Consider the following 26172-nt stretch of genomic DNA (forward strand, 5'->3'; position numbering starts at 1 on the left):
TGCCCATGACCGACCAGCTCCGCAAGCTCCTGAAGCTCCCGCCCGTTCCCAAAGCACCGTTGCCTCCCGCGCCGGTGGACGAGCCCCAGCCATCCACAATGGACCGCACGCTCGGGGGATCCTGCGATGAGAAGGCTGACCCCCGCGGCGCTCGCGCTGGTCCTGCTGGCCGGCGGATGCGGCCTGCCCAGCCTCGCCGACGTGCCGCTGCCCGGCGGCGCGCCGTCCGGCCCGAGCTACCGCGTCACCGCCGAGTTCGCCGATGTGCTCGACCTTGTCAAGCAGGCCGCCGTGAAGGTCGACGACGTCACCGTCGGCAGCGTCGAGGACGTCTCGCTCGACGGCTGGACCGCGAAGGTGCGGCTGCGCATCGACCGCGACGTGCGGCTCCCCGCGAACGCCACGGCCGCCGTGCGACAGACGAGCCTGCTGGGGGAGAAGTTCGTCGCGGTGTCCGCGCCGGTCACCGAGGCGGCGCGCGGCACGCTCGCGGACGGCGCCACGATCCCGCTGGTACGTACCAAGCGTGGCGCCGAGGTGGAGGAGGTGCTCGCCGCGCTCGGCCTGCTACTCAACGGCGGCGGCCTGGCCCAGCTCAAGACGATCAACGAGGAGCTGGGCACCGCGCTCGACGGGCGTGAGGCCGAGGCGAAGGACGCGCTGCGGCAGCTCGACGCGTTCGTCGGCGGGCTGGACGGGCAGAAAGCCGACCTGGTGCGCGCCATCGAGGCGCTGGACCGGCTCACCGGCCGCCTCAACCAGCAGAAGGCGGTCATCGGCGACGCGCTCGACGCGCTGGGGCCGGGCATCACCGTGCTCGCCGAGCAGCGCGAGCAGCTCACCGCCGCCCTGAACGCACTTGGCGAGCTGGGCAAGGTCGGCGCGCGGGTGGTCAAGGCGAGCAAGGACGACACCGTCGCCAGCCTCCGCGCGCTCCAGCCGATCCTCGACCAGCTCGCCGAGGCCGGCGACGCGCTGCCGAAGTCGCTGGACTTCATGCTCTCGTACCCGTTCCCGCCGAACGTGACCGGCGCGATCGTCGGCGACTTCGTCAACCTTTCGATCACCGCCGACCTGGACGCCGCGACGATCCTGTCCAATTTGGTCGCCGCCGCGCCGGCGACCGGGACCGCGACCGCGGCTGCCCCGCGCGGCCCGTCCGCACCGCGGACGCCCGCACCCCGCAAGGGCGAAACTCCCCGACCCGGCGCCAAGCCGTCCCTGCCCGGCCAGTTGCCGCCGCTCTGCCTGCCGCTTTCTGGGATCCTGCCGCCGGAGTGGGTGCCGCCCAAGGAATGCGAGCTGCCCGAGGGCTGCAAGCTGCTCAAGCCCGGCTCGCAGGTACCGCTCGGCGCCCTCGTCGTCCCGGCGGACGGGCTGCTGCCGCAGGGCACCGTCTTCCCGGTCGGCACCCGGCTCGCCGCGGGCACGATCCTCACCGTGCAGTGCCTGCTCAACCCCGTCACCGGCGCGGTCGAGGGCATCATCGGCGGCGTCGGCGACCTGCTCGGCGGGGGAGGGTAGCCGTGATCGGGACGGGTACGAAGCTGCGGGTGCTCGCGTTCCTCGTCGTGAGCGTGCTCGGCATCGCCTATGTCGCGGTGCGGTACGTCGGCCTCGGTGACCGCTTGCTCGGCCGGGGATACCTCGTGCACGCCGACTTCGCCGAGGCCGGCGGCATCTTCCCGAACGCCCCGGTCACCTACCGAGGCTCGCCCGCCGGCCGGGTCGCGGCGGTACGGCTGCACGGCGACGGCGTACGCGTGGACCTGCGGCTCGACGGCGACGTGCGGGTGCCGGACGCGCTCCGGGCCGTGGTGACGCAGCGCTCGGCGGTCGGTGAGCAGTACCTCGACCTGCGCCCGGAACGGGACACCGGCCCATACCTGACTGATGGCTCAGTCATCCCGCGGGACCGCACCGGCACCCCGATCGCCGCCGAGACGCTGCTGGCCAACCTCGACGCGCTGGTCCGCTCGGTCGATCCGGACGACCTGGCCGTGGTCATCGACGAGCTGGGCACCGCGTTCGAGGAAAACGAGACCGCGCTCCGGACGATCCTCGACGCCAGCGACGCGCTGCTGACCGACGCGGCCGCGAGCCTGCCAGAGACCGTCGCGCTGATCCGGGACGGCCGCACGGTCCTCACCACGCAGGCGGAGTCGGCCGGCGCGATCAGCGAGTGGGCCGACGGCCTCGCCAAGCTCTCGGCCACGCTGCGCGCCTCGGACGCCGACCTGCGAAAGCTGCTCGCCGTCACCCCGCCGGCCGCCGCCGAGCTAGTCACGCTGCTGCGCGACCTCGAACCGACGATCGGCACGCTGCTCGGCAACCTCGTCTCGGTGAACGGTGTCGCCGCCCGCCGCCTGCCCGGCATCGAGCAGATCCTCGTCGTGTACCCGCTCGTCGTGGCGGGTGGCTTCACCGTCACGCCCGGAGACGGCACCGCCCACTTAGGACTGGTGGTCAACATCGACGACCCGCCGTCCTGCAAGTACGGCACGTCGACCAAGTGCGCCGCCGCCGACCGGGCGCGTGGCTCAGGCGTACGCAGTACGGCGAACGCGCCCCGCCCCGGTGGCCCCGAGCCCGCGGCCGGGTATGACCCCGCCACCGGGCTTGTCACCGCGCCGGACGGCAGCCCGCTCCGGTTCGGTACGACCGGCGGTCAGGGGCAGCTCGCCGGCGATCAGTCCTGGAAGCAGCTGCTCCTTGCTGGCCTGGCTCCGTAGCCATTTCTCGTCAGGGAGGCATCCCATGCCGACGCGCGAAGAGCGCACGCTGAAGCTGGTGAAGGGTTCCGGCGGCACCGTGACCCGCCGCCGGGCGGTCGTGCGCCGGGTACCCCGCGTGGAGGAGGACCCGGTAGAGCTGCTCGGCCGCTTGGACGAGGAGCCGGTCCTCGACAGCCCACCCCAGCGCCCAAGTCGTCCACAGTGGATCGTGTTTGTCGCCTGTGCGGTCGTGGCACTTGCCCTCGCCGCCGCCGTGCTGGGCGGCTACCGGTGGTACGGCGACCGCGCGCTCGACAAGGCGCACGAGGCGGCCCTCGCCGCCGCCCGCCAGACGGCCGTCAACTTCGTCTCGGTCAGCGCGTCGAGTGTGGACCGCGACCTCCAGCGCATCGTGGCCGGTGCGACCGGCGAGTTCAAGGACGAGTTCGTCCGCGGCCAGGCGCAGGTGCGGGCCGCGATCGTCGAGAACAAGGTGGAGTCGACCGGCACCGTGCTCCGCGCCGGCCTTGTCTCCGGCGACCGCCGCTCGGCGGTGGTACTCGTCGCGGTCGACGCCACCGTGAAGAACGCCAAGGCGCCCGAGGGCCGGCCGTCGCACTACCGGATCCAGGTGGACGTGACCCGCGACGGCGACGCCTGGCGCGTCGCCCGGCTCCAGTTCGTGGGATAGGAGGATCCACATGAGACTCAAGCTGCTTCCCGCGCTCGCCGTGGCGGCGGCGCTGGCCGCGGGCGTGGGCGGCGCCGCCTGGTGGAGCCACCACCGGGCCGACCAGCGCGAGAGCGCCGTGCGGCAGTCGCTCGCCGCCGCGACCCCGGCCGCCAAGGCCATCTTCTCGTACGACTACCGCACGTTCGACACGAGCGTCGCGAACGGCCGGCTCTTCGTCACCGGCGGCTTCGCGGACGAGTACGCGCAGACCACCTCGGCGCTGAAGGAGACCGCGGTCAAGGAGCAAGCCGTCGTGGTGGCCGAGGTCTCCGCGACCGGCGTGGTCACAGCCGCCGGCGACGAGGTCGAGCTGCTGCTCTACCTCAACCAGTACCGCCGCAACGTAAACACGGCGGGCGAGAAGGTGGACCAGAACCGGGTCGTACTCACGATGGTCCCGGTCGATGGGGAGTGGAAGGTCGCCAAGGCCGCCGCGATCTAAAGGCGGTTCGTTGGCGTGCTTGCGGAGGTTCCGGGCTTCGCACCGAAAAGCCAGCCGCTCGTCTGGTAACCGAGTTCGGTGAGTCGCTCGGCGACGGCATGAGGACTTCTTTGCAGTCGAGCGGCTGCCGCGAAGATGCGTCCGGTAGGCACCGGCTCGGATGGGTCCAGCCACGGCCCCTCGGCTTCGCGGTCGCCGCGGAGCACCTTGGCGTCGTCTTCGGAAAGGGGTTGGGCGAAAAGTGTGTCGAGGTCGGTGTCCACGGTGTAGCCGAGATCGGTAAGTCGTTCGGCGATGGCTTTGGGGCTTTGCCGCAGTAGAGCGGCCGCGATGTACAGGCGTACGACGGGCACCGGCCTGAACGGCGGCAGCCATGGTGCCACGCCGTCGAGGTCCTGGCTGAGTATCGTGACATGGTCCTCGACTGGGGGTCGGCTGGAGAGCGTGTCGACGTCGCTGTCCATGGTGAGGCCGAGTTCGATGAGTCGCTCGGCGATAGCGCGAGGGCTTCGGCTCAGTCGAGCGGCTACGACATTGACGTGTCCGGTAGGCACCGGTTCGGATCGCCGTAGCCACGGCGAGGCGTCGTCCTCACCGAGATCGAACAGGGCGACGTCGTCTTTCGATATGGGCTGGGCGACAAGTGTGTCGATGTCGAAGTCGAAGTCGATCGTGAAACCGAGCTCGGCGAGTCGCTCGGCGACAGCGCGAGGGCTTCGTCGCAGCGAAGCCGCTGCGAGATAGAGGTGATGGATGGGCACCTGTCCAGATAGCCGTAACCATCGCTCTTCCTCGTCCGAGTCGATGCGGAGCACCTTGGCGTCGTCCTCGGAGGGTTGGGTGGGAAGCACATCGATGTCGATGTCAATCGTGTGGCCGAGTTCGGTGAGTCGGTCGGCTATGAAGCGAGGGCTTCGCTGCTGTCGGGCGGCGGCGGCGTACAGGTGCCCCGTGGGTACCGGCTCGGCCGGGTTCAGCCATGGCGCGATGCCGTCGCCGTCGAGGCTGAGCAGGCTGGCGTCAGTCTGGGACGGGCGTTTGGCGCGAAGGGTGTTGATGTCAACGTCGATGGTGTAGCCGAGTTCGGTGAGTCGGTCAGCTATGGCGCGAGGGCTTCGCGCCAATTCGGCAGCTGCGGCGAAGAAGTTCGCGTAGGGCACGGGCGCCGCAGGGTCCAGCCACGGCGCATTGCCATTGACATGGAGGCTGAAGAGGATTGCGTCGTCCTTGGGCAGGGGTTGCTTGGGGAGTGTGTCGACGTCGGTGGCGATGGTGTACCCAAGTTCGATGAGCCGGTCGGCTATTGCGCGGGGACTTTGACGCATTTGAATGGCTGCGGCGTGCAGGTGTCCCGTGGGCACCAGGTCGGAGAGGCGCAGCCAGGGTGCTTCACCGCCGAGGTCACGGCTGAGCATGATGGCGTCGTCGGGCGAGAGGGGTTGCGTGATGAGCGGGTCGATATCAGTGGCAATGGTGTAGCCGAGCTCAGTGAGCCGGTCGGCGATGACGCTGGGACTTTGGCGCAGTCGAAAGGCCGCTGCATACACGGCGGACAAGGGGACTGTCTTGCCTAGCCGGAGCCACGATCCCGCCTTCCGAGGGTTGAAGCTGAGTACACTCGTGTCCTCTTCGGACGGTACGTGGGTGGGAAGTATGTCCGGGTCGTTCTCGACGGTGTAGCCAAGCTCGGTGAGTCGGTCTGCGATAGCGCGAGGGCTTCGCCGCAGGCGAACGGCCGCAGCGAACAGGTGTCCGGCGGGCACCGGCTCGGCCGGATCCAGCCAGCGTCGCCCGGCCCTTGGAGGAGTACCAGATCGGAAGGATGGGTGCGGCTTGGTGGAGAGTATGGAGGCGTCGCTCGGGCGGGCTGGGACGATAGCTCTACTTGGGACGCCGGGTGTGACATCGGGCCCGAATGCACCCGTCGCGGCCCAAGCTGTCGCGCGCCACTTACTTAGTCCATAGTGGGCGCTCACGCTGTCCTGGCTGTCAGCGCTCCCGGGTGCCAATCTGTTGTCGGGGTCTGCGGCCCACCTCGCCGGAGGAAGCCAGGAGGCATCCTCGTCTGGCGGGAAGCAGCCTGTGATAAGCAGAGTTTCGCCAGAGTGATCCTGGTTTGGCCATTGTCGCCAACCTGCTTTGACCCCTAGGTCGAAGATAAGGTCGGCGAGCTCTGGATTCCTTCGCGCAATGGCGCTGATCCACTCGTGGGTGAAGACCGGGCTGTCTACGCTGGCAGCGGCAACGGCGGCCTGGCGGAGAAGAGCATCGACGTCTTGGGCCCGGTAGTTGATGATCTTCTTGCGGTCAATCGAAAGATCCGGTGCGACCTCTCCGTCGAGGTTTACCACCGCACCGTACGGGCCGTGCTGCAGCCACAGGCCGTCGACCAGGACTGCCCCGTCGTCAGTGCACCACCAGACAGGACTATCCGCCGATGCCCAAATGACCAGGTCATCCTGTGGGGTATCGGTGAACGGATCGTCGCAACCCACAGGAGCCGCGTCGGACAGGGCGCCAGCCGGCCAATGGTGCTCATCGACGCCGTGCCTGGCGGTGGTGTCGAACTGGGCCACCCACAGCAGCCGTCGTAGCAGGTCGACACTGTACGGGTGCTGGGTGTCCGGTCGCAGGTAGAGTCGGATCCGGGTGCCGGGATCCCGCCCCGGGCCCTCGTTGATGACCCGGAAGAGGGTGCCCGGACCGGCGATCCGAACTGTCAGCTGGTCTCCTGGCCGGCCGTCACGGCCAAATCGGCAGGTCCGCACCTCGATCTCGTCGGCGAGCATGAAGTAGCTCAGCACGCCGATTCCGAACCGGCTGTTCGGATACAGCCGGATCGGCGGCTGCTGCCGTGCCCATTCGGCCTGCTCCTCAAGGAAGTCCGGCAGGTCCGCGAACCGCACTCCGGCCTTTGAGAAGACCCGGGTGAGATCGCGCTTACTCATCCCAACGCCGTTGTCGGTGCAGTCGAGGTAGGCCCGTCCGCTCTTGTCGACGCCCTGCGTGAACTGGATCATGCCGGTCCAGGTCTGCGGCCTGCCGGTGCGGCGGGCTAGGTATTCTTCGCGGGCCAGCCGGAATCGGCAAGCGTCGAGTGCGTTCTGATACATCTCCCGGATGGCCAGGGCCGGGTCGCCGTAGAGCTTCTCGCCCATGAGGAGTTCCTGCACTCGATCCTCTGCGAGCTCGAACCTTGCTCCGGCGTCGTCGTACTGAGGTTTGCCATTCACGATGGCTGGCCGAACGAGGTCCGCGCTGGCCCGGTGCGGCAGCTTCTTGAGCGGCTCCAACGCGGCGTGGGCATTCGCCGCGAGGTGGATCTCTGTCAGTAGCCTGTCCAGTGCGATGACGTGCTCACGCAGTGCCAGATCGATCGCGGGGTGGTCACAGGCTGCCTCCAGTGTCCGCACTCCGGCCTGGCCCGACCATTCCGCGCCGGCCACCGCCGACTTGAGACTCGGGAGCTTCACCGGGTCACCAGTGGCCAGATGCTCCACCACCACTTGCGGTAGCCGAGCCGGGTCGATGGCCATCGCGTGCGCGACAGCGAGCAGATAGGCCACCCGCTGTTCGTGGATGGGCTGCTCGCGGGTGCTGCCGCCGTCGACCATTCGTACTGGAAGCAGAGCGTCGGGCCGGTCGGTCCGCAGCGCGAACCCTATGTCGCCGCGCAACCCGTGGAGGAGTTCGCCGACGAGGCCGCGACGGAACACCTTGGCCAGCCACCTGTCATCACCAGTTGGTTCGAGCAGCGTGGCCAGTAGGTCGGCTGGATTGGCGACCGTACGCCGGTATATCCATCGGTGCAGCAGCCACCAGCCAATGTCACGGGCCGCGCCGGCTCTGTCCCGCGCCGCCTCGACCCGGCGCACAAGCCGACCGTAGCCGGAGGCGAACCTCCAGAAGTCTGCCGCTTTGTTGTCCCCCTCGTAAGTTGGCATCCACTCCTGCGGAGCGATCGTCGCGGCCTCCGCCCCCAGCAGCGCCCAGTACGTGTCATACAAGAATGGAAGTGTCGCGATGAGGGCAGCGTCACCGGCGGAGAACCGGTGCGCGTCGGCAGCGGTTGTGCCGTGATCAGCGGGGATCAGTCCGACCAGCCACTGGGCTCGCTCCGACATCCGAGCCGCGAGCCCGCGATCGGTCCAGGGGTCGGACTCCATAGCTGGATCGGCCGCTGCACGCAAGCGAGCGAGGTGTTCCACCAGATCGACACAGCCGCGCCGAACCATCTCGCTCTGCTCGCTGGCGGGCACGTGGGTCCACACCTTGTGATCGGCAACGAGTTCTCGCCACAGAGTCGAGATCGACGAGCCGGCGTTTCGATTTCGCGCGATGACGATCCGGCTGCCCTGGCCGCGGCTCGCGCACTGTGGAATCGGTCGATTGTCCGCCTGGAGCCGGTGCTCGACCTGCCCAAAGATCGTTGCCGTGTCGAGCAGGCGAGGGCCGTCCGCCACGCCATTCCGGAGAGTGTTCACGAGCGCGCCGGTGAAGGCGGTGTACATCTCACCGTCCGGCGCCTGGGCCAGTGCTGTCCCCGCCGTCGCGGTCATCAGGTACGCACCCTCGACCGTTGCCTGGTCCGCTATATCCACCTCGCCCGTCAGGAACTCGGACATGGCCATGCCGGCGAAGCAACAGTCGAGGATCACGACCTTGGCGGGGCAACGCCGTCCGGTGACGGTGACCTCACGCCTGACATCCTCATACGACACGGTGTCCAGGAGGCGCTCCCGATTCGCGTCGGGCAGCGCGAGACGCAGGTCTCGGCCCCGTTCAATGAGGCCATGTCCAGCAAAGTAGACGACCAATGCGGCGGTCGCGGAACGAGCCGCGTCGTGTAGCGGTTCGAGAAGTTTTTTCGAATTCTGCGGGTTGGCTACAATGACGCAATTCTCAGGTGGAAGGCCCCAGATTGTCGGATCGATGAGTAGCTCGCGCAGGCTTTCGAGCCCTTTGGTGACGCTTTTAAGCTCGGTCAGACTGCGATAGTCCGAAACGCCGATCAGGACAGCGCGTGATTCCTCCGGATCGGGGAGCTTGAGCATCACGACTCCTGTTGCGACGTCGGGCTGACCGCTTCCTGTGCGTTTGTGGACAAAAACGCGACAATCAGCTCCGACGTGACCTCGGCCGAACCGCCGATCGTCAGCACCTGCCCGTCCGGCCGGGTCACCGTGACAACTCCGGGGTCGGAGCGGCTCTGCCGCCACGCTGCCAGTGCCAGGGCAAGGTTCGCTGCGGCACCAACGTGGGTCAGGATCACATTGATGAGCTCCAGCGTGGACATACTGGACGGATCGCGCGAATCGGCCGGGGAAACCGCGGCGACGCGTGCGAGACCGCGATCCATACACAGCCACTCGTACAAGGACTCAATCTCGTGAACCTCCGCCGAGATCAACAAGCGCGCATTTGTGTCCACGGCGTCGAACAATAGAACACGTTCTCAACCTCGGCATTCTCAGGTCCCCGACCCGCTATATGAACGTTCCACAGTGCCGAGCCTGGTCGTGAGCGCGGGAAAGATCAGCGGCCGGAGATGGCCAGCCCTTCCTCCACAGTGGCGTCTGGGACGGCCAGTACGGCGTCGAACGCGTCGGCGACCGGGGTGTGCATGTAGCCGCTCTGGCTGCGGATACGGTCCAGCCGTTCGACCGCCGCCACGGGTGCGCGTCTCAGGTCGACGAGGCCGAACCGTACGCCGGCCTCCAGCATGGCCGCTTCTACGCTGCCGGGCTCCGGCGGTGGGATCGGCGTGTCGACGACCGTGAAGCCGGCCGCCGTGGAACTGTCCAGCCGCATCTCGGCCGTGTGGTCGGCGGTGCTGGTCAGCGCGATCGGCAGGTACGCCGTGCCGAGTGCCCGGTCCAGGTGCAGGCCCATCGGCAGGGTGGTCAGCACGCCGCCGTACGAGACGGGGGTGCGCTGGATGTGGTTGTTGTGCGCGGCGAGCACGAGCCGGGTGTCCGGGTCGGCGTGCTCCAGGTGCCAGCCGACCGAGTCCGCCATGTACCGGTCCCGGACGGACATGTCGGCGGGCAGGCCGGTGCCGGTGAAGAGCCCGTTCATGGCGCGCAGCATGTAGTCCCCGCATGCGGCCGCCTCCAGCCGGCGGAGCGCGACGTCGTAGTCGTACAGGGTGCCGCGCTCGACGTACAGCGGCCCCAGCCCGCGGAAGCGCAGCAGGAGTCGGGCCAGCGTCGCGGTGAGGGCGTCCTGCTCGGCGGTTTCGAGCTGGGCCCAGGCGGGCGCGGCGGAGGCGGCCGAGGCGGTGGCGAAGCGTTCCGCGGTGGCGATGGCGGCATCGATCGACGGCAGTGCGTCGGCGTCGACGCCGCGCAGGTACTCGGCGAGCGGTATCAGCGCGGGCAGCAGCGAGCCGCCGGCCTCGGGGAAGTCGATTCCGGCGAAGTGAACCGGCCGGCCCGAGCCCGTGGTGAGACCGCGCAGGAAGCGCATCAGGTCGCCGGATCCCCAGGCGCTCGCCGCCTCACTGACCTCGGTGAGGTCGACGTCGGCACCGTCGCGTACCCACCTGTCGAGGGCGAACCCCTCGCTGAACCCGTACTCGAAGGCGAAGGCGGAGAAGCCGCAACGCTCGACGAGGAAGCGCAGGATTCGCTGGCGGGCTTGGGTGAACTCGCGGATGAAGTGCGCGCTCTCGCCCAGAGCGACGACACGGGCGTCACCGACGATCTCCCGCAGCGGCTCGAGGTCGTCGAGTGGGGCGTCGGGATCGGGCGTCCGCAGGTGAACGACGTTGTCGCGCATCAGCGCGTGATGCCCCGGATGATGATGTCCAAACCTGCCTCGAAGCCACCGCCAGGCTCGGCCTCCGCGTGTACGCGATGCATCGTCGGCACCAGCGCCGGGTCCATCGCGGCGAGATGGTCGCTCATCGGGGCGGCGGCCGCGGCTGCCGAGGCACCCAGCGCGTACCCGTGGACGAAGTCGACAAGCGTCCCCGCCGCGTGGATCACCGGATGCGGGGGCAGGCCGGCGGCGGCGAGCGCGGCGTAGAGCGGTTCGCTGATCTGGATCGCGGCCTCGGACGCGGCCGCGGCGTCCGTGACGATCTGGAGCACCAGGTGGGGGTGGGCGAGGGCCAGATCACGGTACGCCCGCGCCCAGCCGCGGACCCGCTCCTGCCACGGGCCGGACCCGTCGGGCAGGGGTGCCATCTCCGCGAAGACCGCCTGGACCAGGCCGGAGACGAGGGCCGCCTTGTTCGGCACGTGGTGGTAGATCGACATCGGGTCGACCTGGAGGCGGGCGGCCAGCTTTCGCATGCTCAGCGCCTCGATGCCCTGCTCGTCGACGAGCGCGAGGGCGGCGGCCAGGATCGCCTCCCGGGTCAGCGTGCCCGGACGGGGTCGGCCGGGGCGGCGGGCGGATGCGGTTGTCACGGGTCGAGTCTACGGCGTAGGGTTTAAATCCTACGGTGTAGGGAAACGGAGGACCCATGGGACCGCGGGCCCGGTGGACGGTGATCGCGCTCTGCGCGGCGCAGTTCATGCTCATCCTGGATGTGGTGATCATCAATGTGGCCGTGCCGTCGATCCGGCGCGACCTCGGGCTGCTCGACAGTCGGGTCCAGCTGACCGCCGCGGCGTACACGGTGACGTTCGGCAGCCTCCTCATCGTCTGCGGTCGCGCCGGTGACCTCCTCGGCCGCCGCCGGATGCTGCTGGGCGGCCTCGCCGTGTTCGTCGTGGCGTCGCTCGTCGCCGGCGCCGCCCAGAGCGACTGGCAGCTTTTCGCCGCCCGCGGCCTTCAGGGCGTCGGCGCGGCCATGGTCTCGGCGAACGCGCTCGCCGCCATCACCGCCAGCCTCGCCGAGGGGCCGGAGCGCAACTGGGCGCTGGGACTGTGGGCCGGCGTCGGCTCGGCGGGTGCGATCGCCGGCCAGCTCGTCGGCGGAGCGGTCACTCAGTTTCTCGGCTGGCGCTGGATCTTCTTCATCAACGTCCCCATTGGACTGGCTGTCGTGGCGGCGCTTACGTTGCTCGTACACGATGCGCCTGGAAAAGAGCGACCCCGCATGGACCTTGCCGGCGGGTTGCTGCTCGCGGGCGGGCTGGCCGCCGCGATCCTGGCTTTGACCTGGCTTGGCGAGGACGGCGCCGGTGTTCGGTCGCTCGCCGCCGCCACCGCGGCGGCCGCGCTGCTCGCGGCGTTCGCCATCGTGGAACGGCGGCAGCCCGCACCGCTCCTGCGGTTCGCGCTGCTTCGCCTGCCGGGGGTACGGGCGGCGAACGCCACGCTGTTGCTCAACGCCGGTGCGCTCGGTGCGACCCTGTTCTTCCTGACGCTCTATTTGCAGGTGGTGCTCGGCTATCCGCCGCTGGCCGTGGGTGCCGCGTTCGCCCCGATCACGCTGCTGATCCTGCTGCTGTCTCCGCGCGCGGCGAAGCTCACCGGGCGGTTCGGCGTGCGTTCGCTGCTCACGACCGGCCTGGCGCTGCTGGCCGCCGGCGCGCTCCTGCTCGCGCGGCTGCCCAGCGGCGGCGGCTACTGGACCGACGTGCTGCCCGGCATGCTCCTGCTCGCGTTCGGCAGCGGCCTCGCCTACGCGCCGACGTACATCGCGGCGTCCAGCGGCGTACCGGCGCAGGAGCAGGGCGCCGCGTCCGGCCTGGTCAACTCGTCGCAGGAGGTCGGCGCGGCGGTCGGCCTCGCGGCGCTCGCGCTGGTGGCCAGCGGGATCGGCGGATCCGCGCTGGTCGAGGGGTACCGTGCTGGCCTGGTCGGCGCCGCCGCGATGTTCGCCGTCGCGGCCGCGATCGCCGTCACCATTCCTCGGGCGCTCGGCCGCGCACCTGTCACCGAACCACCGGCCCAACCAGTCGTAGAGGGGGAAGCCGTCAGACGATAGGAGCCACTGTGGACCAGAACCTGCGAGTGCTCTTCGACCGGGCACTCAGCGGCGAGCCCCTCCCGCCGCCAGGTGACCTCGCCCAGGAGGCCATGGCCGGCGGGCGCCGCCTGCGCCGCCGACGCCACCTCGCGCTTGGCGGTGCGGCGGCCGTGGTCACCGCGCTCGCCGCCGTCGTCGCCGTGAACGCCGTCCCCGCCGGGCAGAGCACCTCCACCGTGATGGCGCTCTCGTCCGGTGCGAGATGTGCCCAGATCGAGGCGGCCGGGACCGACATCGTGCTCTTCCTCGATCTGGACGTCACCGATGAGCAGCGCGCGGACCTCGACCAGGCGCTGCGGACCGACCCCCGAGTGCGGCAGGTGTGGTACCAGAGCAAGGATGCCGCTTACGCCCGGTTCAAGGAGATGTACCGGGACGCACCCGACCTTGTCGCGGCCGTCCAGCTGGATCAGATACCGGAGGAGTTCCGGGTCAGGCTGGCTCAGCCGGAGGGGCGGCTGGCGCTGCAAGAGGAGCTCCAGGCGAGGCCTGGGGTGTCTACCGTCGTGGGTGCCAGGTGCGCGCTTCCGGGAGAGACCGAGTGAGGGGCGTTCGGTGGCGCGGGAGCGGGCGCCGGCAGCGGGACGAGGAGTTCACCGCGTTCGTCGCGGCCACGGCGCCCCGGCTGCGCCGCACCGCCTACCTCATGTGCGGCGACTGGCACCTCGCCCAGGACCTGACGCAGACCGCGCTGGCCCGCATCTACGCCTCGTGGGCTCGCGTCCAGCGCTCCGACAACCTGGACGCGTACACCCGGCGTGTGCTCATGAATGCCATCTTCGACCAGCGCAAGCGGCGCAGCAGCGGTGAGGTCGTGCTCGCCGAGCTGCCCGAGCCCGTGGCGAATCACCCGGAGGCGGCGGCCGAGCTGCACGTCACGCTGATGGGCGTGCTGGCCACCCTCCCGGTACGCGACCAGGCGATCGTCGTGCTCCGCTACTGGGAGGATCACAGCGTGGAGACGGTCGCCGACATCCTCGGGGTTTCCGCTTCGGTGGTGAAGACACAGAGCGCCCGCGCGCTGACCCGGCTGCGCGCGGCGCTGGGCGAGGAGTTCGCCCGGACCTGAGCCCTGGACTACCGGCGCGCTTCGGAGAGGCCGTCGCGTACGCCGGCGGCGTCGCGGTCGGTCGTGTACACCGGCGATCCGGGCTGTTGCCGCCAGCTGTCGTCCAGGCCGCCCGCGTCGATCGGGTCGAAGCCCAGCTCCTCGACCAGCGACATCACGGTCCGCTTGGCGGACGGGTCGTCGGAGGCGACGGGGAGCGCGATGCGGGTCGGGTCGCCGGCTGGGAGCCCGCCGGCCAGCAGGTGCCCGGCCTGGATCGTGTTGAACGCCTTCACCACGGCCGCGCCGGGCAAGTGCTCCGACGTCCAGCGGCTGGAGGCCTCCCCGCCGTCGATCGGGCCGATCTGGCCGTCGCGCCGCGGGTAGTAGTTGCTGGCGTCGACGACCACCTTGCCGCGGAGGGCGTCGGCGGGCAGGTCCGGTACCGCGCGCACCGGGGTCGCGATCACGACAACGTCGCCGGACTCGGCTGCCTGCCGGGCGGTGCCGGGGGTGGCGCCGGTCTCCGCGACGAGCGGGGTGAGCGTCTCGGGGCCACGCGAGTTGCCGACCGTGACCTCGTGGCCGAGGGCCTGCAAGCGGCGGGTGAGTGTGCCGCCGACGTTGCCCGAGCCGATGATTCCGATCTTCATACCGGAGAACTGCCCCGCCACGGCCATGTCTACCCTCCGGCCGCTGTGACCGATCAGACACGGCTGAGGGCGGCCGGCCGCACTGCGATGCGGCCGGCCGGGGCCTCGGCTAGGGGGTGAGCGTCGTACAGAGCGTGCCGTTGAGGGTGAAGGCCGTGGGTGTCACGTTCGGGCCGCTGTAGCCGCCGACGAAGCCGACGTTGACCGTGCCGCCGCCCGCGGCGAGGGGGCCGCTGCCGTCCAGGCTTGTCACCTTGACGGTGCGGCCGGTCTCGGTCCAGGTGGCGTTCCAGCCGCCGTTCATCTGCTGCCAGGTGGTCGGCCACTCGTACGTGAGCGTCCAGCTGGGGTGCGCGCGGTCCCCGGTGTTCGTGATGTCCACCGACGCCACGTAGCCGCTGGACCAGTCGGTGGTGTACGTCCACTTGACCGTGCACGTGCTCTGCGCCGGCGTGCCCGTGGTCAGGGTCAACGGCGGGGAGGCCCAGGAGACGTTGCCGGCGGTGTCGCGGGCCAGCACGTTCACCGTGTACCGGCTGCCGGGCCGCAGGTTGCCGACGGTGAACGAGGTACCCGGCGTCTCGCCGAGCTGCTCGCTGACCGCGCCGAACTGGCGGTACACCTCGTACTTGGCGATCGGGTGCGCGCCGGCGCGGGCGGCCGGCCAGCTGATCGTCGCGGTGCGGTCGGTGACGCCGCTCGCCGTGGGCTGGCCGGGTGCGCTGGGCGGGCCGGTCACTACCCGCGAGTCGCGAGCCCGCACGACCGTCAGCGAGTACGGCGGGAGGGTCTGGCTTGTCGCCGTCCCCGCCAGCGCGGTGGCGATGCCGGCCGCGCCGTTCGTGTACGTGTGGACGGTCACCGCGCCGGTGGCCGGTGCGAAGCCCGCGTAGTCGATGGTGACGTCGCGCGCGTTGTCCGGGTCGCGGTTGAGCAGCAGTACGTTGACGTCCCCATTGGACCGCCGGACCGCGTGGGCGGTGACGAGCGGGTCGCCTGTGGCGGCGCGGACGAACTGGTCACCCGGGCGGGCGAAGGAGTTCATCAGGGACAGCGCGTGGTACGGCGCGAACGGGGTGTTGAGTGCCGGCTCGCAGGTCGTACCGTCCGATGTGCACGTACCGCTGGAGAGGATGCCGAAGTCACCGTAGTCGGTCTGTCCCGCCACAGTGGACACGTTGCCGATCCCGTTGTGTACGTTCCACCACTGCACCGTGAAGACGCCGTTCGCCAGCAGCGTGGCGTACGTGTCGGCGAGGAAGATGGCGCCCGGCTGGGTGTTCGGGCCGACGCCGACGTTCGTCTCGGTGAGGCTGATGCCGATGCGGCCGGAGTTGGCGCCGGCGTACTTCGCGATCTGCTGCCGCACGATGTAGAGCGCGTCGGTGAGGTGCGCGGTCTTGCCCATCGCCTCGGCCGCGCTGCCACCGCCCGGGTACCAGTGCACATCCACGAAGTCGATCTTCGGGCCGGCGATGGAGAGCACGACCTGGTTCCAGCTGCCGGCGTCGCCCTCGGCCACGATCGCGTCCGGCCAGCCGGCGGGGATCGTGAGCACCGCGCCCACCTTGATGGTCGGGTCGACCGCCTTCATCGCGTCGGCGTACGCGACGACCTCCGTGGCGTACTGCCGCGGGCTCTTGTCCGGGTGGTTGTCCGCCTCCCAGGCCGAGCCGTAGTGGCCGTTGCCGTAGTTCTCGTTGCCGACGGTCCAGTACTTGACGCCGTACTTCTTGACGACGTTCGCCTGGCGGACCCAGCCGGCGGCCTCGGCGGCGGTGCCGGTCCCGTAGTTCGCGATGATCATCGGCTGCGCGCCGGTGCGGCGGACGCCCGCCATGAACCTGTCGAAGTCGGTGTTCGGCGCGACGTAGCCGCCGGGCGCGGTGTGGTCGGCCCAGTGGTAGATGTCCGCGTAGGAGCCGCCCGGGTAGCGGCGCATCGTCACGCCCGCCGACTTGAGCAGGTCGGCCACCGCGTTGGTGCCGAGCTCCTGATCCCAGATGGCGTCGTTGATGCCGAGGCCGGTGGCCGGCATCGCGGCGAGGCCGGCCCGCGCGTTGACGGAGACGGTGGTGGGGGTGGCGGCCGCGTTGGCGGCGGGCTGGCTGATGCCGGCGAGCACGCCGGCGGCGAGGAGGAGGGCCGCGGCGGACGCCGCGCGGCGGATGCTGTGGTATCTCATCGGTCAGACGCTCCGGGGACATGACGCATCGGCAGGGACGACGCGTCGCTCCTGAAAAAGAGGGTCGAAGGTTGCCCAGCCTCGCGACCATGTCCGGCTCTGAAACCGATAGCAGTATCAATCGAGCATCGTCACTTGGCAAGCGTCAGGGCGTGAACACCGCGCGGACGCACTCGTCCTGCTTCTCCTTGAACAGCTGGTAGCCCAGCGGCCCCTCGGCCAGCGGGAGTACGTGCGTGGCGAGGTGCTCGGTGACCACCTCGTCGCGTTCCATCCGGTCCAGCAGCATCGGGATGTAGCGCGGGCCGTGCGTCTGCGCGCCGCGCAGCGTGAGGCCCTTGTTCATGAGCGCGCCGAGCGGAAACGTGTCGACCATGCCGGTGAAGGCGCCGAGCACGAAGACGGTACCGCCCTTGCGGCAGGCGTGGATCGCCTCACGGACCGCCGGCGGCCGGTCCTGCCGCAGCCGGAGCTGCTGCTTGACCTGGTCGTACAGGTACTCGGGCCCGATGCCGTGCGCCTCCATGCCGGCCGCCTCGACGCAGACGTCCGGCCCGCGACCGCCGGTCCGCTCGCGGAGTTCGCCTGCCACGCTCGTCCGGGTGTAGTTGATGGTCTCGGCGCCAATGTGGCGCTCGGTCATCTGGAGCCGGTAGTCGAAGCGGTCGATCACGATCACACGCTCGGCACCGAGCAGCATGGACGCCCGCGCCGCCAGCTGCCCGACCGCGCCGGCGCCCCACACCGCCACGACGTCACCCTGCCGCACGCCGCCGAGGTGGGCGCCCATCCAGCCGGTCGGTGCCGAGTCGGAGGCGAAGACGGCCCGCTCGTCGCTCACCCCGTCCGGCACCTTGAACGCGCCCACGTCGGCGAACGGCACCCGCACGTACTCGGCGTGACTGCCCCTGAAGCCGCCCATCGCGTCCGAGTACCCGTAGCAGCCGGCCGCCGCCTGGCCCCACACGGTCTCGGTGACGGCCGGGTTGGTGTTGCTGTTGTCGCAGCACGAGTGGAGGTCGTTCGCGCAGTACCAGCACCGTCCACAGGCGACGAACGAGGACACGACCACCCGGTCGCCGATGCTGTGTTTACGCACGTCCGGGCCGACCTCGACGACCTCGCCCAGAAACTCGTGGCCGAGCACGTCGCCGGCCCGCATGAACGGGATGTACCCGCCGAGCAGGTGCAGGTCCGAGCCGCACGTGACGGTCCGCCGCACCCGGACGATCGCGTCCTGACGGTTTTCGAGCCGCGGGTCCGGCACGTCCCGCACCGCGAGCGCGTCGACGCCCTCCCAGACCAGCGCCCTCATAGCAGCCCTTCCTCGCGGCCGTGGCGGGACGCGTACTCCAGCGGCCGGTTGACGACGGTGCGGCGGGTGGACGTCTGGGTGTCCGGCTTGAGCACCTCGCCGGTCTCGATGATGCTCTTGGCCTCGCGCAGCGCCCGGCGCACCGCGCGCCGGGGGTCCTGGTCGGTGAGCCTGGCGGTCACCGATGACAGGCCGGACGGCTCGCCCTCGCGGAGCCGGACCGCGATCTCGGTGCCCTTGTCGCCCGCCGCCCGGCGCAGCTCGATCTGTACCGCCTCCCCGAGCTCGGCCAGCGGCGGCGGAAGTGGGGCGGCGCGCATCTCGTCCAGTGCCTTGTGGACGGTCAGTACGTGCCACCGAGGGTCCGACGCGAGCTGGCGCTCGCGGCTGCGCGCGGCGAGCACGCTGCTTGCGGCCGCGACGCCAGCCGCGCCAACGGCGCCGAAGAAAGCGCCTTTGACCAGATTCACCGGTCCACGCCGCCCAACGCCTGGCGTAGCCGATCGCGCAGATGCTCGTCGATCGTCGCCTCGTCCGGGTCGGCGCCCCGGCCGGGCGTGAACATCAGCGCGTCCAGGTACGGGTCGCGGTTCTGGCTGTTTCTCGTCTCGATCGCGTGGTGGGAGCGGCGCCGGGCCGACTGCGGGTCCAGGCCGTTGACCACCACGTCATGGGCGAGGTTTAGCGAGAGCACGTTGCCCTCCTCGTCCTCGCAGTGCGACGACAGCTCGCCGCGGGTGCGGTCGTACACGACGCTGCCGCTGAAGTGGGCCAGGTCGCCGATCCGGTCCATCGGCACGGGGTGGTCCACGACGTGCTTGATGACGTCGACGTGGGTGTGGGGGAAGCGGTGCGGGACCATCGCCCGCGAGACGATGATCCGCTTCCACGGCGCGCGGTCGTGCCAGATCAGCGTGCTGGGGCTCGCCTCGTCCGGCGGCCCGTACTTCTCGGTGGTGGCATGGGCCGCGGCCGTCGCCGAGCTGGGCCACCCCTCGGTGAACAACCCGGTCATTTCCGCCTCCCCATGCGGCGGGTGTCCACCGTCGGTACGTGGTGCGGCGCGACCGGCTCGTCCTCGTCGGCGGTACCCGCGCCGGCGTCCACCGGCGCGAAGGCCAGACCGCTGGTGTACGGCTGGGGGCGGCCCATCAGGTGGCCGGCCGCCATCTCGGTGTACTCGCGGCGCGCCTCGTCCACGTTGATGCGACCCTTGACCAGGTCGTGGGCCAGGTTGACAGCGAGGAAGTTGATCGCCTCGACGTCGCAGGTGACGGCCATCTCGCCCCGGGTCCGCTCGACCCGGATGCTGCCGTTGAAGGCGGCGAGGTCGGCGGCGCTCTCCCTCGGCACCTCCAGGTCGATCCAGTTCTCCATCCGGTCCACGTGTGGCATGGGGAAGCGGTGCTCCGAGGCGTCCCGGTTGACCACCACGCGTTTCCAGGGCAGGGCGTGGTTCCATACCAGGCGGCTGGGCATCGTCTCGTCCGGTGGCCCGTATCGCTCCGCGGTGAGCCGCGCGGCCTCGGCAGCCTCCACCGGCCAGTCGCCAACCATGCGCTCCAAGCTGTCTGTCACGGTTGATCCTCCGGGGTATGCGTCTTCCCGGATCTGGTACCCGCCTGGCGCCGGCCCATTCGCGCTCAGCGGGGCCGATTCCGAGCGCCCCAATCACCCGCTTTGGGCGATTCGGCCTCACCCCACCCCAGCCAAGGCTCATCGCATGGCCAAGGCAGTGGGGATCGACCTCGGTACCACGAACTCCGTGATCGCCACGCTGGAAGGCGGCCAGCCGCAGGTGGTACCGAACGCCGAGGGTTCGCGTACGACCCCGTCCGCCGTCGCGTTCACCGAGCCGGGCGAGCGGCTCGTCGGGCAGCTGGCCCGCCGGCAGGGGATCCTCAACCCGAAGGGGACCATCTACTCGGCGAAGCGCTTCGTCGGCCGCAAGCACGAAGAGGTCGGCGAGGAGGCGAGGGGGTCACGTTCGACGTGGTACCCGGCCCGGAGGGCACCGCGCGGTTCGGGGTGCGGCACAAGCCGTACTCGCCCGAGGAGATCAGCGCGATGATCCTGCGCAAGCTCGGCGAGGACGCGAGCAGGTTCCTCGGTGAGCGCGTCAAGCAGGCCGTGATCACGGTGCCGGCGTACTTCAACGACGCCCAGCGCCAAGCGACCAAGGACGCGGGCCGGATCGCCGGCCTGGAGGTGCTGCGGATCGTCAACGAGCCGACCGCCGCCGCGCTGGCGTACGGGTTGGACAAGCGGCAGCACGAGACGGTGCTCGTGTTCGACCTCGGCGGTGGCACGTTCGACGTGAGCATCCTGGACGTCGGCGACGGCGTCGTGGAGGTACGGGCCACCGCCGGTGACACCCACCTGGGCGGCGACGACTTCGACCACCGGCTCGTCGACCACCTGGCCGGGGACTTCCAGCGGGAAGAGGGCATCGACCTGCGCGAAGACCCGCAGGCGCTGCAACGGCTCTTCGAGGCGGCCGAGAAGGCGAAGGTGGAGCTCTCCGCGGTGACCCAGACGCAGGTGAGCCTGCCGTTCATCACCGCGGACACAAGCGGGCCGAAGCACCTGAACGCGTCCGTGACCCGGTCGACGTTCGAGCAGATCACCGCCGATCTGATCGAGCGGTGCCTCGGGCCGGTACGGCAGGCCATGTCGGACGCGAAGGTCACCGACAACGACCTCGACGAGGTGATCCTGGTCGGCGGCTCCACCCGGATGCCCGCCGTGCAGGGCCTGGTCCGGCGGCTGACCGGCGGCAAGGACCCGAACATGACGGTGAACCCGGACGAGGTCGTCGCGATGGGCGCGGCGATCCAGGCCGGCGTGCTCACCGGCGAGGGCCCGGACGTCCTGCTGCTCGACGTGATCCCGCTGTCGCTGGGTCTGGAGACGCTCGGCGAGGTGATGACGAAGATCGTCGAACGGAACACCACGATTCCGGTACGGCGCACCGAGGTCTTCTCGACCGCCGAGCACGAGCAGTCCGCCGTGGACATCGTGGTGCTTCAGGGCGAGCGGGAACGCGCGCCGGACAACCGCGTGCTCGGCCGCTTCCGGCTGGAGGGCATCCGCTCGGCGCCACGGGGTGAGCCGCAGGTCGAGGTCACGTTCGACGTGGACGCCAACGGCATCCTGAACGTCTCGGCCCGGGACCGGGACACCGGCGCGCAGCAAGCGATCACCATCACCGGCACCGGCAACCTGGAGCGGGTCGAAGTGGAGCGGATGATCGGCGAGGCCGAGCGGCACCGCGAGGAGGACGTACGGCTGCGCGAGTCGGTCGACGCCCGCAACACGATGGAGTCCGTCACGCACGTCGTGGAGCGCCGCCTCGACGAGCTGGGCGACGCGGTGCCGGAGCACGAGCGGGCCCGCGCGCAGCTGCTCACCGCCGACGCCCGGGAGCTGCTGAAGGTCGGTGCGGCGATGAACCGGCTGCGCACCCTGACCGACGAGCTCCAGCAGGTGGCGCAGATCCTGATGGCGCGCAGGCCGCAGATGGGTACCGACCCGGAGGGCGACGGCCACAAGGGAGGCAAGCGCTGGCAGCGCCGGGCCGAGGGTGCGGACGACCCGGTCGACGTCGACTTCGGGAAGATTTGAGCCGAGCCGTGACCGAGCAGCCGGACGAGTACGGGGTCGACAGCGAGTCCACAATGGACTCCGAGCGGACGGTGGCCGAGCTGGAGGACCGCTGGCGGCGGGCGCTGGCCGACCTGGACAACCTGCGCAAGCGGTACGCCCGCGAGCTGGACCGGGAGCGGGCCGACGAGCGGGGACGGGTGGCCCTCGCCTGGCTGCCCGTCCTCGACAACCTCGAGCTGGCCCTGGACCACGTACAGCGGGACCTCAGCCACGACGCCGGCACGCTCGCGCAGGGGCTGCTGGCCGTACGGGACCAGGCGATCGTCGTGCTGTCCGGGCTCGGGTACGAGCGGTACGACGAGACCGGGGTCCCGTTCGACCCGGTGCGGCACGAGGCGGTCGTCGCGCGTACCGAGGACAAGCTGCCGCCCGGGACCGTGCTCGAAGTGCTCCGGGCCGGGTACGGCGACGGCAAACGCCAGCTGCGGCCGGCCGCCGTGGTGGTCTCCGCCGCGCCGGCCGACCAGGCCGAGTAGCGCGCGGTGGGGGAGGCGGATCCCACTACCGTCGTCGTCGGCCTCGTCGCCTCGCCCGGGCCGGCGGCGGAGCTGGCCGCGACGCTGGCGATGGGCGGAGGGCTGGCCGACCAGATGCGCGACCGGCTGCCCGGTGCCAAGTGGACGGTCCGGGTCGTGACCGACCGGCTCGTCGACGGACCCGGGCCGCTGCACCAGCTCGTGTCGGGGACCCGGCGCCGCCTGCTGGACAGCGGCTGGCAGCTGGGCATCTGCCTCACCGACCTGCCACTCCAGACCTCCCGGCGCCCGGTCGTCGCGCACGCCAGCAGGGCGCACGGCGTCGCCATACTCTCGCTGCCTGCGCTCGGCGCGGTCGGGATCGAGCGGCGGGCCGGCGAGGCGATCGTGCGGCTCGTCGGGGTGCTGGTCGGCGAGGGGGACGCGCCCGTCGAGATCAAGCCCGCCCAGGGAAGCGGCGGACGGCGCCGCGACGCGCTGCTGCGCCGCCTCCGCGAGCTGGGCACCGTGATCGGCGACGAGCGCGGGGCGGGCCTTGTCGCCGGCGTCGTGACCGGCAACCTGCGGCTGCTGCTCGGCATGCTGCGCGCCAACCGCCCGTGGCGGCTGGCCGTCGGGCTGTCCCGGGCGCTCGTCGCCGCGCTCGCGGCCGGCGTGTTCGCGCTCGTCACCAACGACATCTGGCTGCTCGCCGACAACCTCGGCTGGGTACGGCAGCTGCTGGTCGCCGCCATCTCGGTCGCGGCGGTGGTGCTCGCCCTGCTGCTCGGCGCCCACCTGTGGGAACGCTCGCCGCCACCGTCAGAGGACCCCGAGGTTGCCCGCAACACCCGGGAGCAGGTGGTCCTGCTCAACATCGTCACCGTGACGACGCTTGTCATCGGGGTGCTCGCGCTCTACGGCGCGCTTTTCCTCATCTCGTTGCTCGGCGTGCAGCTGCTTGTACCGCCGGACCTGCAAGGCGACGCGTTGAACCATCGGGTCGACTTTTCCGACCAGGCGGAGCTGGCCTGGCTGGCCAGCGCACTGGCCACACTGGGCGGTGCGCTCGGTGCCGGGCTGGAGAGCGACGAGACCGTGCGCGAGGCCGCGTATGCCTACCAGCCGGACCGCTCACTGACGGACTGACGGTGCCGCGAGCGCGACGAGAGCGGTAGCGACCCAGTCCCGGTACGCCGCCACGGGCCAGCCACGCTGTTGTACCAGCAGGCCGTAGAGCAGCGGCGAGTTGAGCGCCCAGATGGTGTCCCGCAGGTATCCGACCCGGGACAGGTCCGCGTCGCCCCGTTTGGCGGCCACGGCGGTGGCGATGTAACCGGCACCGGTGAGCCGCTGCCGGTCCAGGTCGGCGACGAGGTCGGCGATCTCCGGGTCGGCGTCGGCTGCGGCGTGCGCGACCGCGTAGATGGGGTACGCGCGCTGCCCCTGCTCGGCGACGGCCTCCGCGTACCGCCGGAGCGCCTCGGCGGCGGTCGGTGCCTCGCGCACCCACCGCGCCAGCTCGTCGTCGCCGGCGGCGGCCTCGGTGTCGCCGGCGAGCGCGGCGTCGACTGCCTCTTTCAGCAGGTTGACCTTCGACTTGAAGGCCGCGAACACAGTCGGCGTCGGGACGCCTGCCTCGTCCGCGACCTGCGCGATCGAGGTCGCGGCGTATCCGTGCTCACGAAAGAGGCTGCTGGCCACGGCCAGGATCCGCTCCCTCGTGGCCCGGTCCTGGGCCCGCCGGCCGAAGGAGTCGTAGCGGCGGCGGCTCGCCGGCAGGACGGTCATTCAGCTACCTACCCTTATCGATATATCCCAGTTTAAGTGAATGCGGATGTGGAAAGGGCCGTCCGATCGGGCCAGTCCCCGCGGCGTCCGTACCGGCCAGACTGGGGTGGGCGGCCAGAGTCGGGGACATGGCATGAGGATTCTGTTCAGTGGCTGCCCTGGGTATGGGCACATCCACCCGATGCTTCCGCTCGCCCGGGCGGCCGCGCGCGCCGGCCACGACGTGGCGGTGGCGACCGGACCCGACCTCGCCCCGCACCTGGTCGAGCGGGGCTACGAGACGTGGGCGGTGGGGCCGACCTTCGCCGAGTCGTGGGACGAGCGCAATGCGGCACTGCCCGACCTCGCCACCGTGCCGCCGGAGCGGCACATCTCGCTGGACACCGTGGCGCTCTTCGGTGCCTCGGCCGCCAAGCGGGCGGTCGACCTGGTGCCGAGGGCCCAGGCGTGGCGCCCCGACCTCGTGGTCCACGAGACCGTCGAGTTCGCCGGGGCGCTCGCCGCCCGTCGGTCCGGAGCCACGCACGTCACGCACGGGCTGGGGGTGGCGCCGCCCGCGCCGATGCGGCAGGTGCTCCGGTCGGCGATGGGAGACGTGTACGCGTGGTGGCAGGCACCGGGCTTGGCCGACGAGGTCCTCGCGGCGCCCTACCTGGACATCTCGCCGCGTGCACTCCACCCCGAGGGGAGCCGGCGTTCGCCAACGTGGTGCCCCTGCGCGCGTACCCAGGTGAGGTCCTACCCATCGACCGGCTGCCGGCCGCCCTCGCGGCCCGGCCCAGCGCGGACCTCGCGTATCTGACCCTGGGCACGATTTTCCACAGCGCGCCCGGCGTCTTCGAGGCGTGCCTGGCCGGGCTTCGCGCCCTCCCGCTCGACGTGGTGGTGACCGTCGGGCGCGACGGCGACCCGGACCGGTTCGGGCCACAGCCACCCTCGGTGGTGGTCGAGCGGTACGTGCCGCAGGCGCTGCTGCTGCCCCGCTGCCGCCTTGTCGTCTCGCACGGCGGGGCCGGCACGATGCTCGGCGCGTACGCGTACGGGCTGCCGCAGCTCGTCGTCCCGCAGGCCGCCGACCAGTTCCTCAACGCGGCGGCGTCGGAGGCGGCCGGCGCGGCGATCGCACTCCAGCCGGGGACGGTCACACCCGAGGCGGTACGGGCCGCGGCCCGGCGGCTGCTCGACGAGCCAGGCTTCGCGGCGGCGGCGCGGGCGGTGCGGGCGCAGATCGAGGCGGCGCCGGGCGTCGAGGACGTGCTCGCCGCGCTCACCCGCAGCCCGGCCGATCCCGCTAACTCGGGGCATCCAGCGTGATCGCGGCGGTGACGGTCGTACCCTTCGGGCCGGTCTCGATGACCAGGTCCTCGCAGAGCCGCCGGGCGATCCACAGTCCGCGCCCGCCGAGCGCGGTCGGCGCGGGCCGGCGGGTACCGGCGGCCAGGTCCACCATGCCCGGGCCGTGATCGCTGATCTGGCAGCGCAGCAGCCCGCCCTCCCGCCACAGCCGCAGCCGCCCCGAGCCCCCGCCGTGTCGGATCGCGTTGGTGGCCAGCTCCCCGCCCACGATCAGCAGCCGTTCCACCTGCTCGGGGGCGGCACCGAGGTGGTCGGCGTGCGCGGCCAGCGCGGCGCGCATCGCGTACAGCCCATCCGCGTCGAACCGGTGATCCACGGCGACCGCCCCGGGAGCCAGTGTCGGCGCCGGCCCCACCCGGTCCCGGGCGGGCGGGTCAGCGCTGCTCATGGCCGGGTACTACCCGAACCCGCGACGTGTCACGCCCGTCGACGAGGTCCAGCATCGTAGCCGCCACCCGTCACCCACGTCCCACTGCCAAAAGAGGAGCCCCAGTCACGGCGATACTAATCTCCGGGGTGCTCACCACCCTGGCGCCGCGTCTTCGCGCAGCCTGACCGGCTCGGCCACCCCGTCCCAGGAGAGGCGTTACGGTGGCGCCGTGAGCCGTTACCGAACGCTGTCCGCCGCCATCGCCGTTCTCGTCGTGGCGCTGGCCGTCGTGCTGCCGGCCGCGCCCGCCTCGGCGCACACCGTGCTGAAGAGCACGGCCCCGGTGGACAAGAGCACGACGACCAAGCCGGTCACCGAGGTGACGCTGACCTTCAGCGGGCTGATCAGGAAGCCGGAGACGGCCGTCTCCGTGACCGGTCCGGACAAGATCTCGCACAGCGCGGGTGAGGCCCAGGTCGTGGACCGGACGATCACCCAGAAGGTGACAGGGCTGCCGG

At 70.8% G+C, this 26172-nt stretch carries 23 protein-coding genes and 2 pseudogenes; 13 read left to right on the forward strand and 12 right to left on the reverse strand.

The features are described from left to right. Positions 1-126: 126 nt before the first annotated feature. Genes Pflav_RS43030 through Pflav_RS00785 form a run of 4 tightly spaced genes read left to right on the forward strand, consistent with a single transcriptional unit; the run spans position 127 to position 3889 of the window. Complete coding sequence (locus Pflav_RS43030) at positions 127-1524, forward strand: MCE family protein (RefSeq protein WP_197937795.1); 1398 nt, start codon at positions 127-129, stop codon at positions 1522-1524. A gap of 2 nt (positions 1525-1526) precedes the next feature. Continuing rightward, positions 1527-2732 (forward strand): MCE family protein, encoded by a 1206-nt coding sequence (locus Pflav_RS00775; protein WP_197937797.1) that lies wholly within the window; start codon positions 1527-1529, stop codon positions 2730-2732. Positions 2733-2757: 25 nt separating this feature from the next. Next, positions 2758-3405, forward strand: a complete 648-nt coding sequence (locus tag Pflav_RS00780; RefSeq protein WP_173032906.1) for a hypothetical protein — start codon at positions 2758-2760, stop codon at positions 3403-3405. A 10-nt stretch (positions 3406-3415) separates the two neighbouring features. Further along, positions 3416-3889 carry a hypothetical protein gene (locus Pflav_RS00785; RefSeq protein WP_173032908.1) on the forward strand — a complete coding sequence of 158 codons (474 nt, stop codon included), beginning with the start codon at positions 3416-3418 and terminating at the stop codon, positions 3887-3889. On the opposite strand, the gene Pflav_RS00790 is transcribed toward Pflav_RS00785, so the two are convergent. From Pflav_RS00790 to Pflav_RS00805, 4 genes are all read right to left on the reverse strand, one after another. Next, positions 3886-8943 (reverse strand): caspase, EACC1-associated type, encoded by a 5058-nt coding sequence (locus tag Pflav_RS00790; protein ID WP_173032910.1) that lies wholly within the window; start codon positions 8941-8943, stop codon positions 3886-3888. The two genes, Pflav_RS00785 and Pflav_RS00790, sit on opposite strands and share 4 nt — an antisense overlap. Further along, positions 8943-9332 carry an effector-associated constant component EACC1 gene (locus Pflav_RS00795; RefSeq protein WP_173032912.1) on the reverse strand — a complete coding sequence of 130 codons (390 nt, stop codon included), beginning with the start codon at positions 9330-9332 and terminating at the stop codon, positions 8943-8945. Before Pflav_RS00795 ends, Pflav_RS00790 begins: the two co-directional genes overlap by 1 nt. 92 nt (positions 9333-9424) lie before the next feature. Beyond that, positions 9425-10669 carry an erythromycin esterase family protein gene (locus Pflav_RS00800; RefSeq protein ID WP_173032914.1) on the reverse strand — a complete coding sequence of 415 codons (1245 nt, stop codon included), beginning with the start codon at positions 10667-10669 and terminating at the stop codon, positions 9425-9427. Beyond that, positions 10669-11304 (reverse strand): TetR/AcrR family transcriptional regulator, encoded by a 636-nt coding sequence (locus Pflav_RS00805; protein WP_232070887.1) that lies wholly within the window; start codon positions 11302-11304, stop codon positions 10669-10671. The genes Pflav_RS00800 and Pflav_RS00805 overlap by 1 nt, the downstream gene beginning before the upstream one ends. Positions 11305-11360: 56 nt before the next feature. Here Pflav_RS00805 and Pflav_RS00810 point away from each other — a divergent pair, with 56 nt between their 5' ends. The 3 genes from Pflav_RS00810 to Pflav_RS00820 are packed head-to-tail and all read left to right on the forward strand — an operon-like array spanning position 11361 to position 13884. Further along, positions 11361-12773 carry an MFS transporter gene (locus tag Pflav_RS00810; RefSeq protein ID WP_173032916.1) on the forward strand — a complete coding sequence of 471 codons (1413 nt, stop codon included), beginning with the start codon at positions 11361-11363 and terminating at the stop codon, positions 12771-12773. An 8-nt stretch (positions 12774-12781) separates the two neighbouring features. After that, the gene (locus Pflav_RS00815; RefSeq protein ID WP_173032918.1) at positions 12782-13360 is read left to right on the forward strand and encodes a permease-like cell division protein FtsX; all 579 of its coding nucleotides are present in this window, start codon (positions 12782-12784) and stop codon (positions 13358-13360) included. Further along, positions 13357-13884 (forward strand): SigE family RNA polymerase sigma factor, encoded by a 528-nt coding sequence (locus Pflav_RS00820; RefSeq protein ID WP_173032920.1) that lies wholly within the window; start codon positions 13357-13359, stop codon positions 13882-13884. The genes Pflav_RS00815 and Pflav_RS00820 overlap by 4 nt, the downstream gene beginning before the upstream one ends. Positions 13885-13892: 8 nt before the next feature. On the opposite strand, the gene Pflav_RS00825 is transcribed toward Pflav_RS00820, so the two are convergent. The 6 genes from Pflav_RS00825 to Pflav_RS00850 form a co-directional block, all read right to left on the reverse strand. Then, complete coding sequence (locus tag Pflav_RS00825) at positions 13893-14543, reverse strand: NADPH-dependent F420 reductase (RefSeq protein ID WP_232070888.1); 651 nt, start codon at positions 14541-14543, stop codon at positions 13893-13895. Positions 14544-14625: 82 nt separating this feature from the next. Next, positions 14626-16701, reverse strand: coding sequence for a cellulose binding domain-containing protein (locus Pflav_RS00830; protein WP_173032922.1), 2076 nt, complete (start codon positions 16699-16701; stop codon positions 14626-14628). Positions 16702-16846: 145 nt separating this feature from the next. Then, complete coding sequence (locus Pflav_RS00835; RefSeq protein ID WP_173032924.1) at positions 16847-18016, reverse strand: zinc-dependent alcohol dehydrogenase; 1170 nt, start codon at positions 18014-18016, stop codon at positions 16847-16849. Further along, positions 18013-18486 (reverse strand): hypothetical protein, encoded by a 474-nt coding sequence (locus tag Pflav_RS00840; protein ID WP_232070889.1) that lies wholly within the window; start codon positions 18484-18486, stop codon positions 18013-18015. Before Pflav_RS00840 ends, Pflav_RS00835 begins: the two co-directional genes overlap by 4 nt. Next, positions 18483-19031, reverse strand: coding sequence for a hypothetical protein (locus tag Pflav_RS00845; protein WP_173032926.1), 549 nt, complete (start codon positions 19029-19031; stop codon positions 18483-18485). Before Pflav_RS00845 ends, Pflav_RS00840 begins: the two co-directional genes overlap by 4 nt. After that, positions 19028-19594: a hypothetical protein gene (locus Pflav_RS00850; RefSeq protein ID WP_173032928.1), complete on the reverse strand. Its 567-nt coding sequence runs from the start codon at positions 19592-19594 to the stop codon at positions 19028-19030. The genes Pflav_RS00845 and Pflav_RS00850 overlap by 4 nt, the downstream gene beginning before the upstream one ends. Before the next feature lie 145 nt (positions 19595-19739). Between Pflav_RS00850 and dnaK the strand changes: the two are divergent. From dnaK to Pflav_RS00865, 3 genes and pseudogenes are all read left to right on the forward strand, one after another. Continuing rightward, positions 19740-21640 (forward strand): annotated as a pseudogene (gene dnaK, locus Pflav_RS00855) (molecular chaperone DnaK). Between the two features lie 8 nt (positions 21641-21648). Continuing rightward, positions 21649-22158, forward strand: a complete 510-nt coding sequence (locus Pflav_RS00860; RefSeq protein ID WP_197937801.1) for a nucleotide exchange factor GrpE — start codon at positions 21649-21651, stop codon at positions 22156-22158. Positions 22159-22164: 6 nt separating this feature from the next. Next, positions 22165-23286 (forward strand): hypothetical protein, encoded by a 1122-nt coding sequence (locus tag Pflav_RS00865; RefSeq protein ID WP_173032930.1) that lies wholly within the window; start codon positions 22165-22167, stop codon positions 23284-23286. Here Pflav_RS00865 and Pflav_RS00870 read toward each other — a convergent pair. After that, a complete protein-coding gene (locus Pflav_RS00870; RefSeq protein ID WP_173032932.1) occupies positions 23272-23928 on the reverse strand; it encodes a TetR/AcrR family transcriptional regulator in 657 nt (218 codons plus the stop codon). The two genes, Pflav_RS00865 and Pflav_RS00870, sit on opposite strands and share 15 nt — an antisense overlap. Before the next feature lie 133 nt (positions 23929-24061). Here Pflav_RS00870 and Pflav_RS43035 point away from each other — a divergent pair, with 133 nt between their 5' ends. Together Pflav_RS43035 and Pflav_RS43040 are read left to right on the forward strand one after the other, a co-directional pair. Beyond that, positions 24062-24730 carry a glycosyltransferase family protein gene (locus Pflav_RS43035; RefSeq protein WP_197937803.1) on the forward strand — a complete coding sequence of 223 codons (669 nt, stop codon included), beginning with the start codon at positions 24062-24064 and terminating at the stop codon, positions 24728-24730. After that, a complete protein-coding gene (locus Pflav_RS43040) occupies positions 24634-25242 on the forward strand; it encodes a glycosyltransferase (protein ID WP_197937805.1) in 609 nt (202 codons plus the stop codon). The genes Pflav_RS43035 and Pflav_RS43040 overlap by 97 nt, the downstream gene beginning before the upstream one ends. Here Pflav_RS43040 and Pflav_RS00880 read toward each other — a convergent pair. Next, entirely contained in the window at positions 25220-25672 is a 453-nt protein-coding gene (locus Pflav_RS00880) for an ATP-binding protein (protein WP_173032936.1), read from the reverse strand. The two genes, Pflav_RS43040 and Pflav_RS00880, sit on opposite strands and share 23 nt — an antisense overlap. Between Pflav_RS00880 and Pflav_RS48300 the strand changes: the two are divergent. After that, a pseudogene (locus tag Pflav_RS48300) lies at positions 25671-26165 on the forward strand (copper resistance protein CopC); the annotation flags it as partial. The gene Pflav_RS00880 and the pseudogene Pflav_RS48300 sit on opposite strands and share 2 nt — an antisense overlap. Between the last annotated feature and the right edge of the window lie 7 nt (positions 26166-26172).

It is taken from the genome of Phytohabitans flavus, from assembly GCF_011764545.1.
GTDB lineage: Bacteria > Actinomycetota > Actinomycetes > Mycobacteriales > Micromonosporaceae > Phytohabitans > Phytohabitans flavus.

Excerpts from the sequence above, each read along its gene's own strand:
- Pflav_RS43030 (WP_197937795.1), top strand. The coding sequence starts at position 127 with ATGAGAAGGCTGACCCCCGCGGCGCTCGCGCTGGTCCTGCTGGCCGGC.
- Pflav_RS00790 (WP_173032910.1), bottom strand. The coding sequence starts at position 8,943 with ATGCTCAAGCTCCCCGATCCGGAGGAATCACGCGCTGTCCTGATCGGC.
- Pflav_RS00825 (WP_232070888.1), bottom strand. The coding sequence starts at position 14,543 with ATGGCCGTGGCGGGGCAGTTCTCCGGTATGAAGATCGGAATCATCGGC.
- Pflav_RS00810 (WP_173032916.1), top strand. The coding sequence starts at position 11,361 with ATGGGACCGCGGGCCCGGTGGACGGTGATCGCGCTCTGCGCGGCGCAG.
- Pflav_RS43035 (WP_197937803.1), top strand. The coding sequence starts at position 24,062 with ATGAGGATTCTGTTCAGTGGCTGCCCTGGGTATGGGCACATCCACCCG.
- Pflav_RS00845 (WP_173032926.1), bottom strand. The coding sequence starts at position 19,031 with ATGACCGGGTTGTTCACCGAGGGGTGGCCCAGCTCGGCGACGGCCGCG.
- Pflav_RS00835 (WP_173032924.1), bottom strand. The coding sequence starts at position 18,016 with ATGAGGGCGCTGGTCTGGGAGGGCGTCGACGCGCTCGCGGTGCGGGAC.
- Pflav_RS00780 (WP_173032906.1), top strand. The coding sequence starts at position 2,758 with ATGCCGACGCGCGAAGAGCGCACGCTGAAGCTGGTGAAGGGTTCCGGC.
- Pflav_RS00870 (WP_173032932.1), bottom strand. The coding sequence starts at position 23,928 with ATGACCGTCCTGCCGGCGAGCCGCCGCCGCTACGACTCCTTCGGCCGG.
- Pflav_RS00800 (WP_173032914.1), bottom strand. The coding sequence starts at position 10,669 with ATGCGCGACAACGTCGTTCACCTGCGGACGCCCGATCCCGACGCCCCA.
- Pflav_RS00785 (WP_173032908.1), top strand. The coding sequence starts at position 3,416 with ATGAGACTCAAGCTGCTTCCCGCGCTCGCCGTGGCGGCGGCGCTGGCC.
- Pflav_RS00830 (WP_173032922.1), bottom strand. The coding sequence starts at position 16,701 with ATGAGATACCACAGCATCCGCCGCGCGGCGTCCGCCGCGGCCCTCCTC.
- Pflav_RS00880 (WP_173032936.1), bottom strand. The coding sequence starts at position 25,672 with ATGAGCAGCGCTGACCCGCCCGCCCGGGACCGGGTGGGGCCGGCGCCG.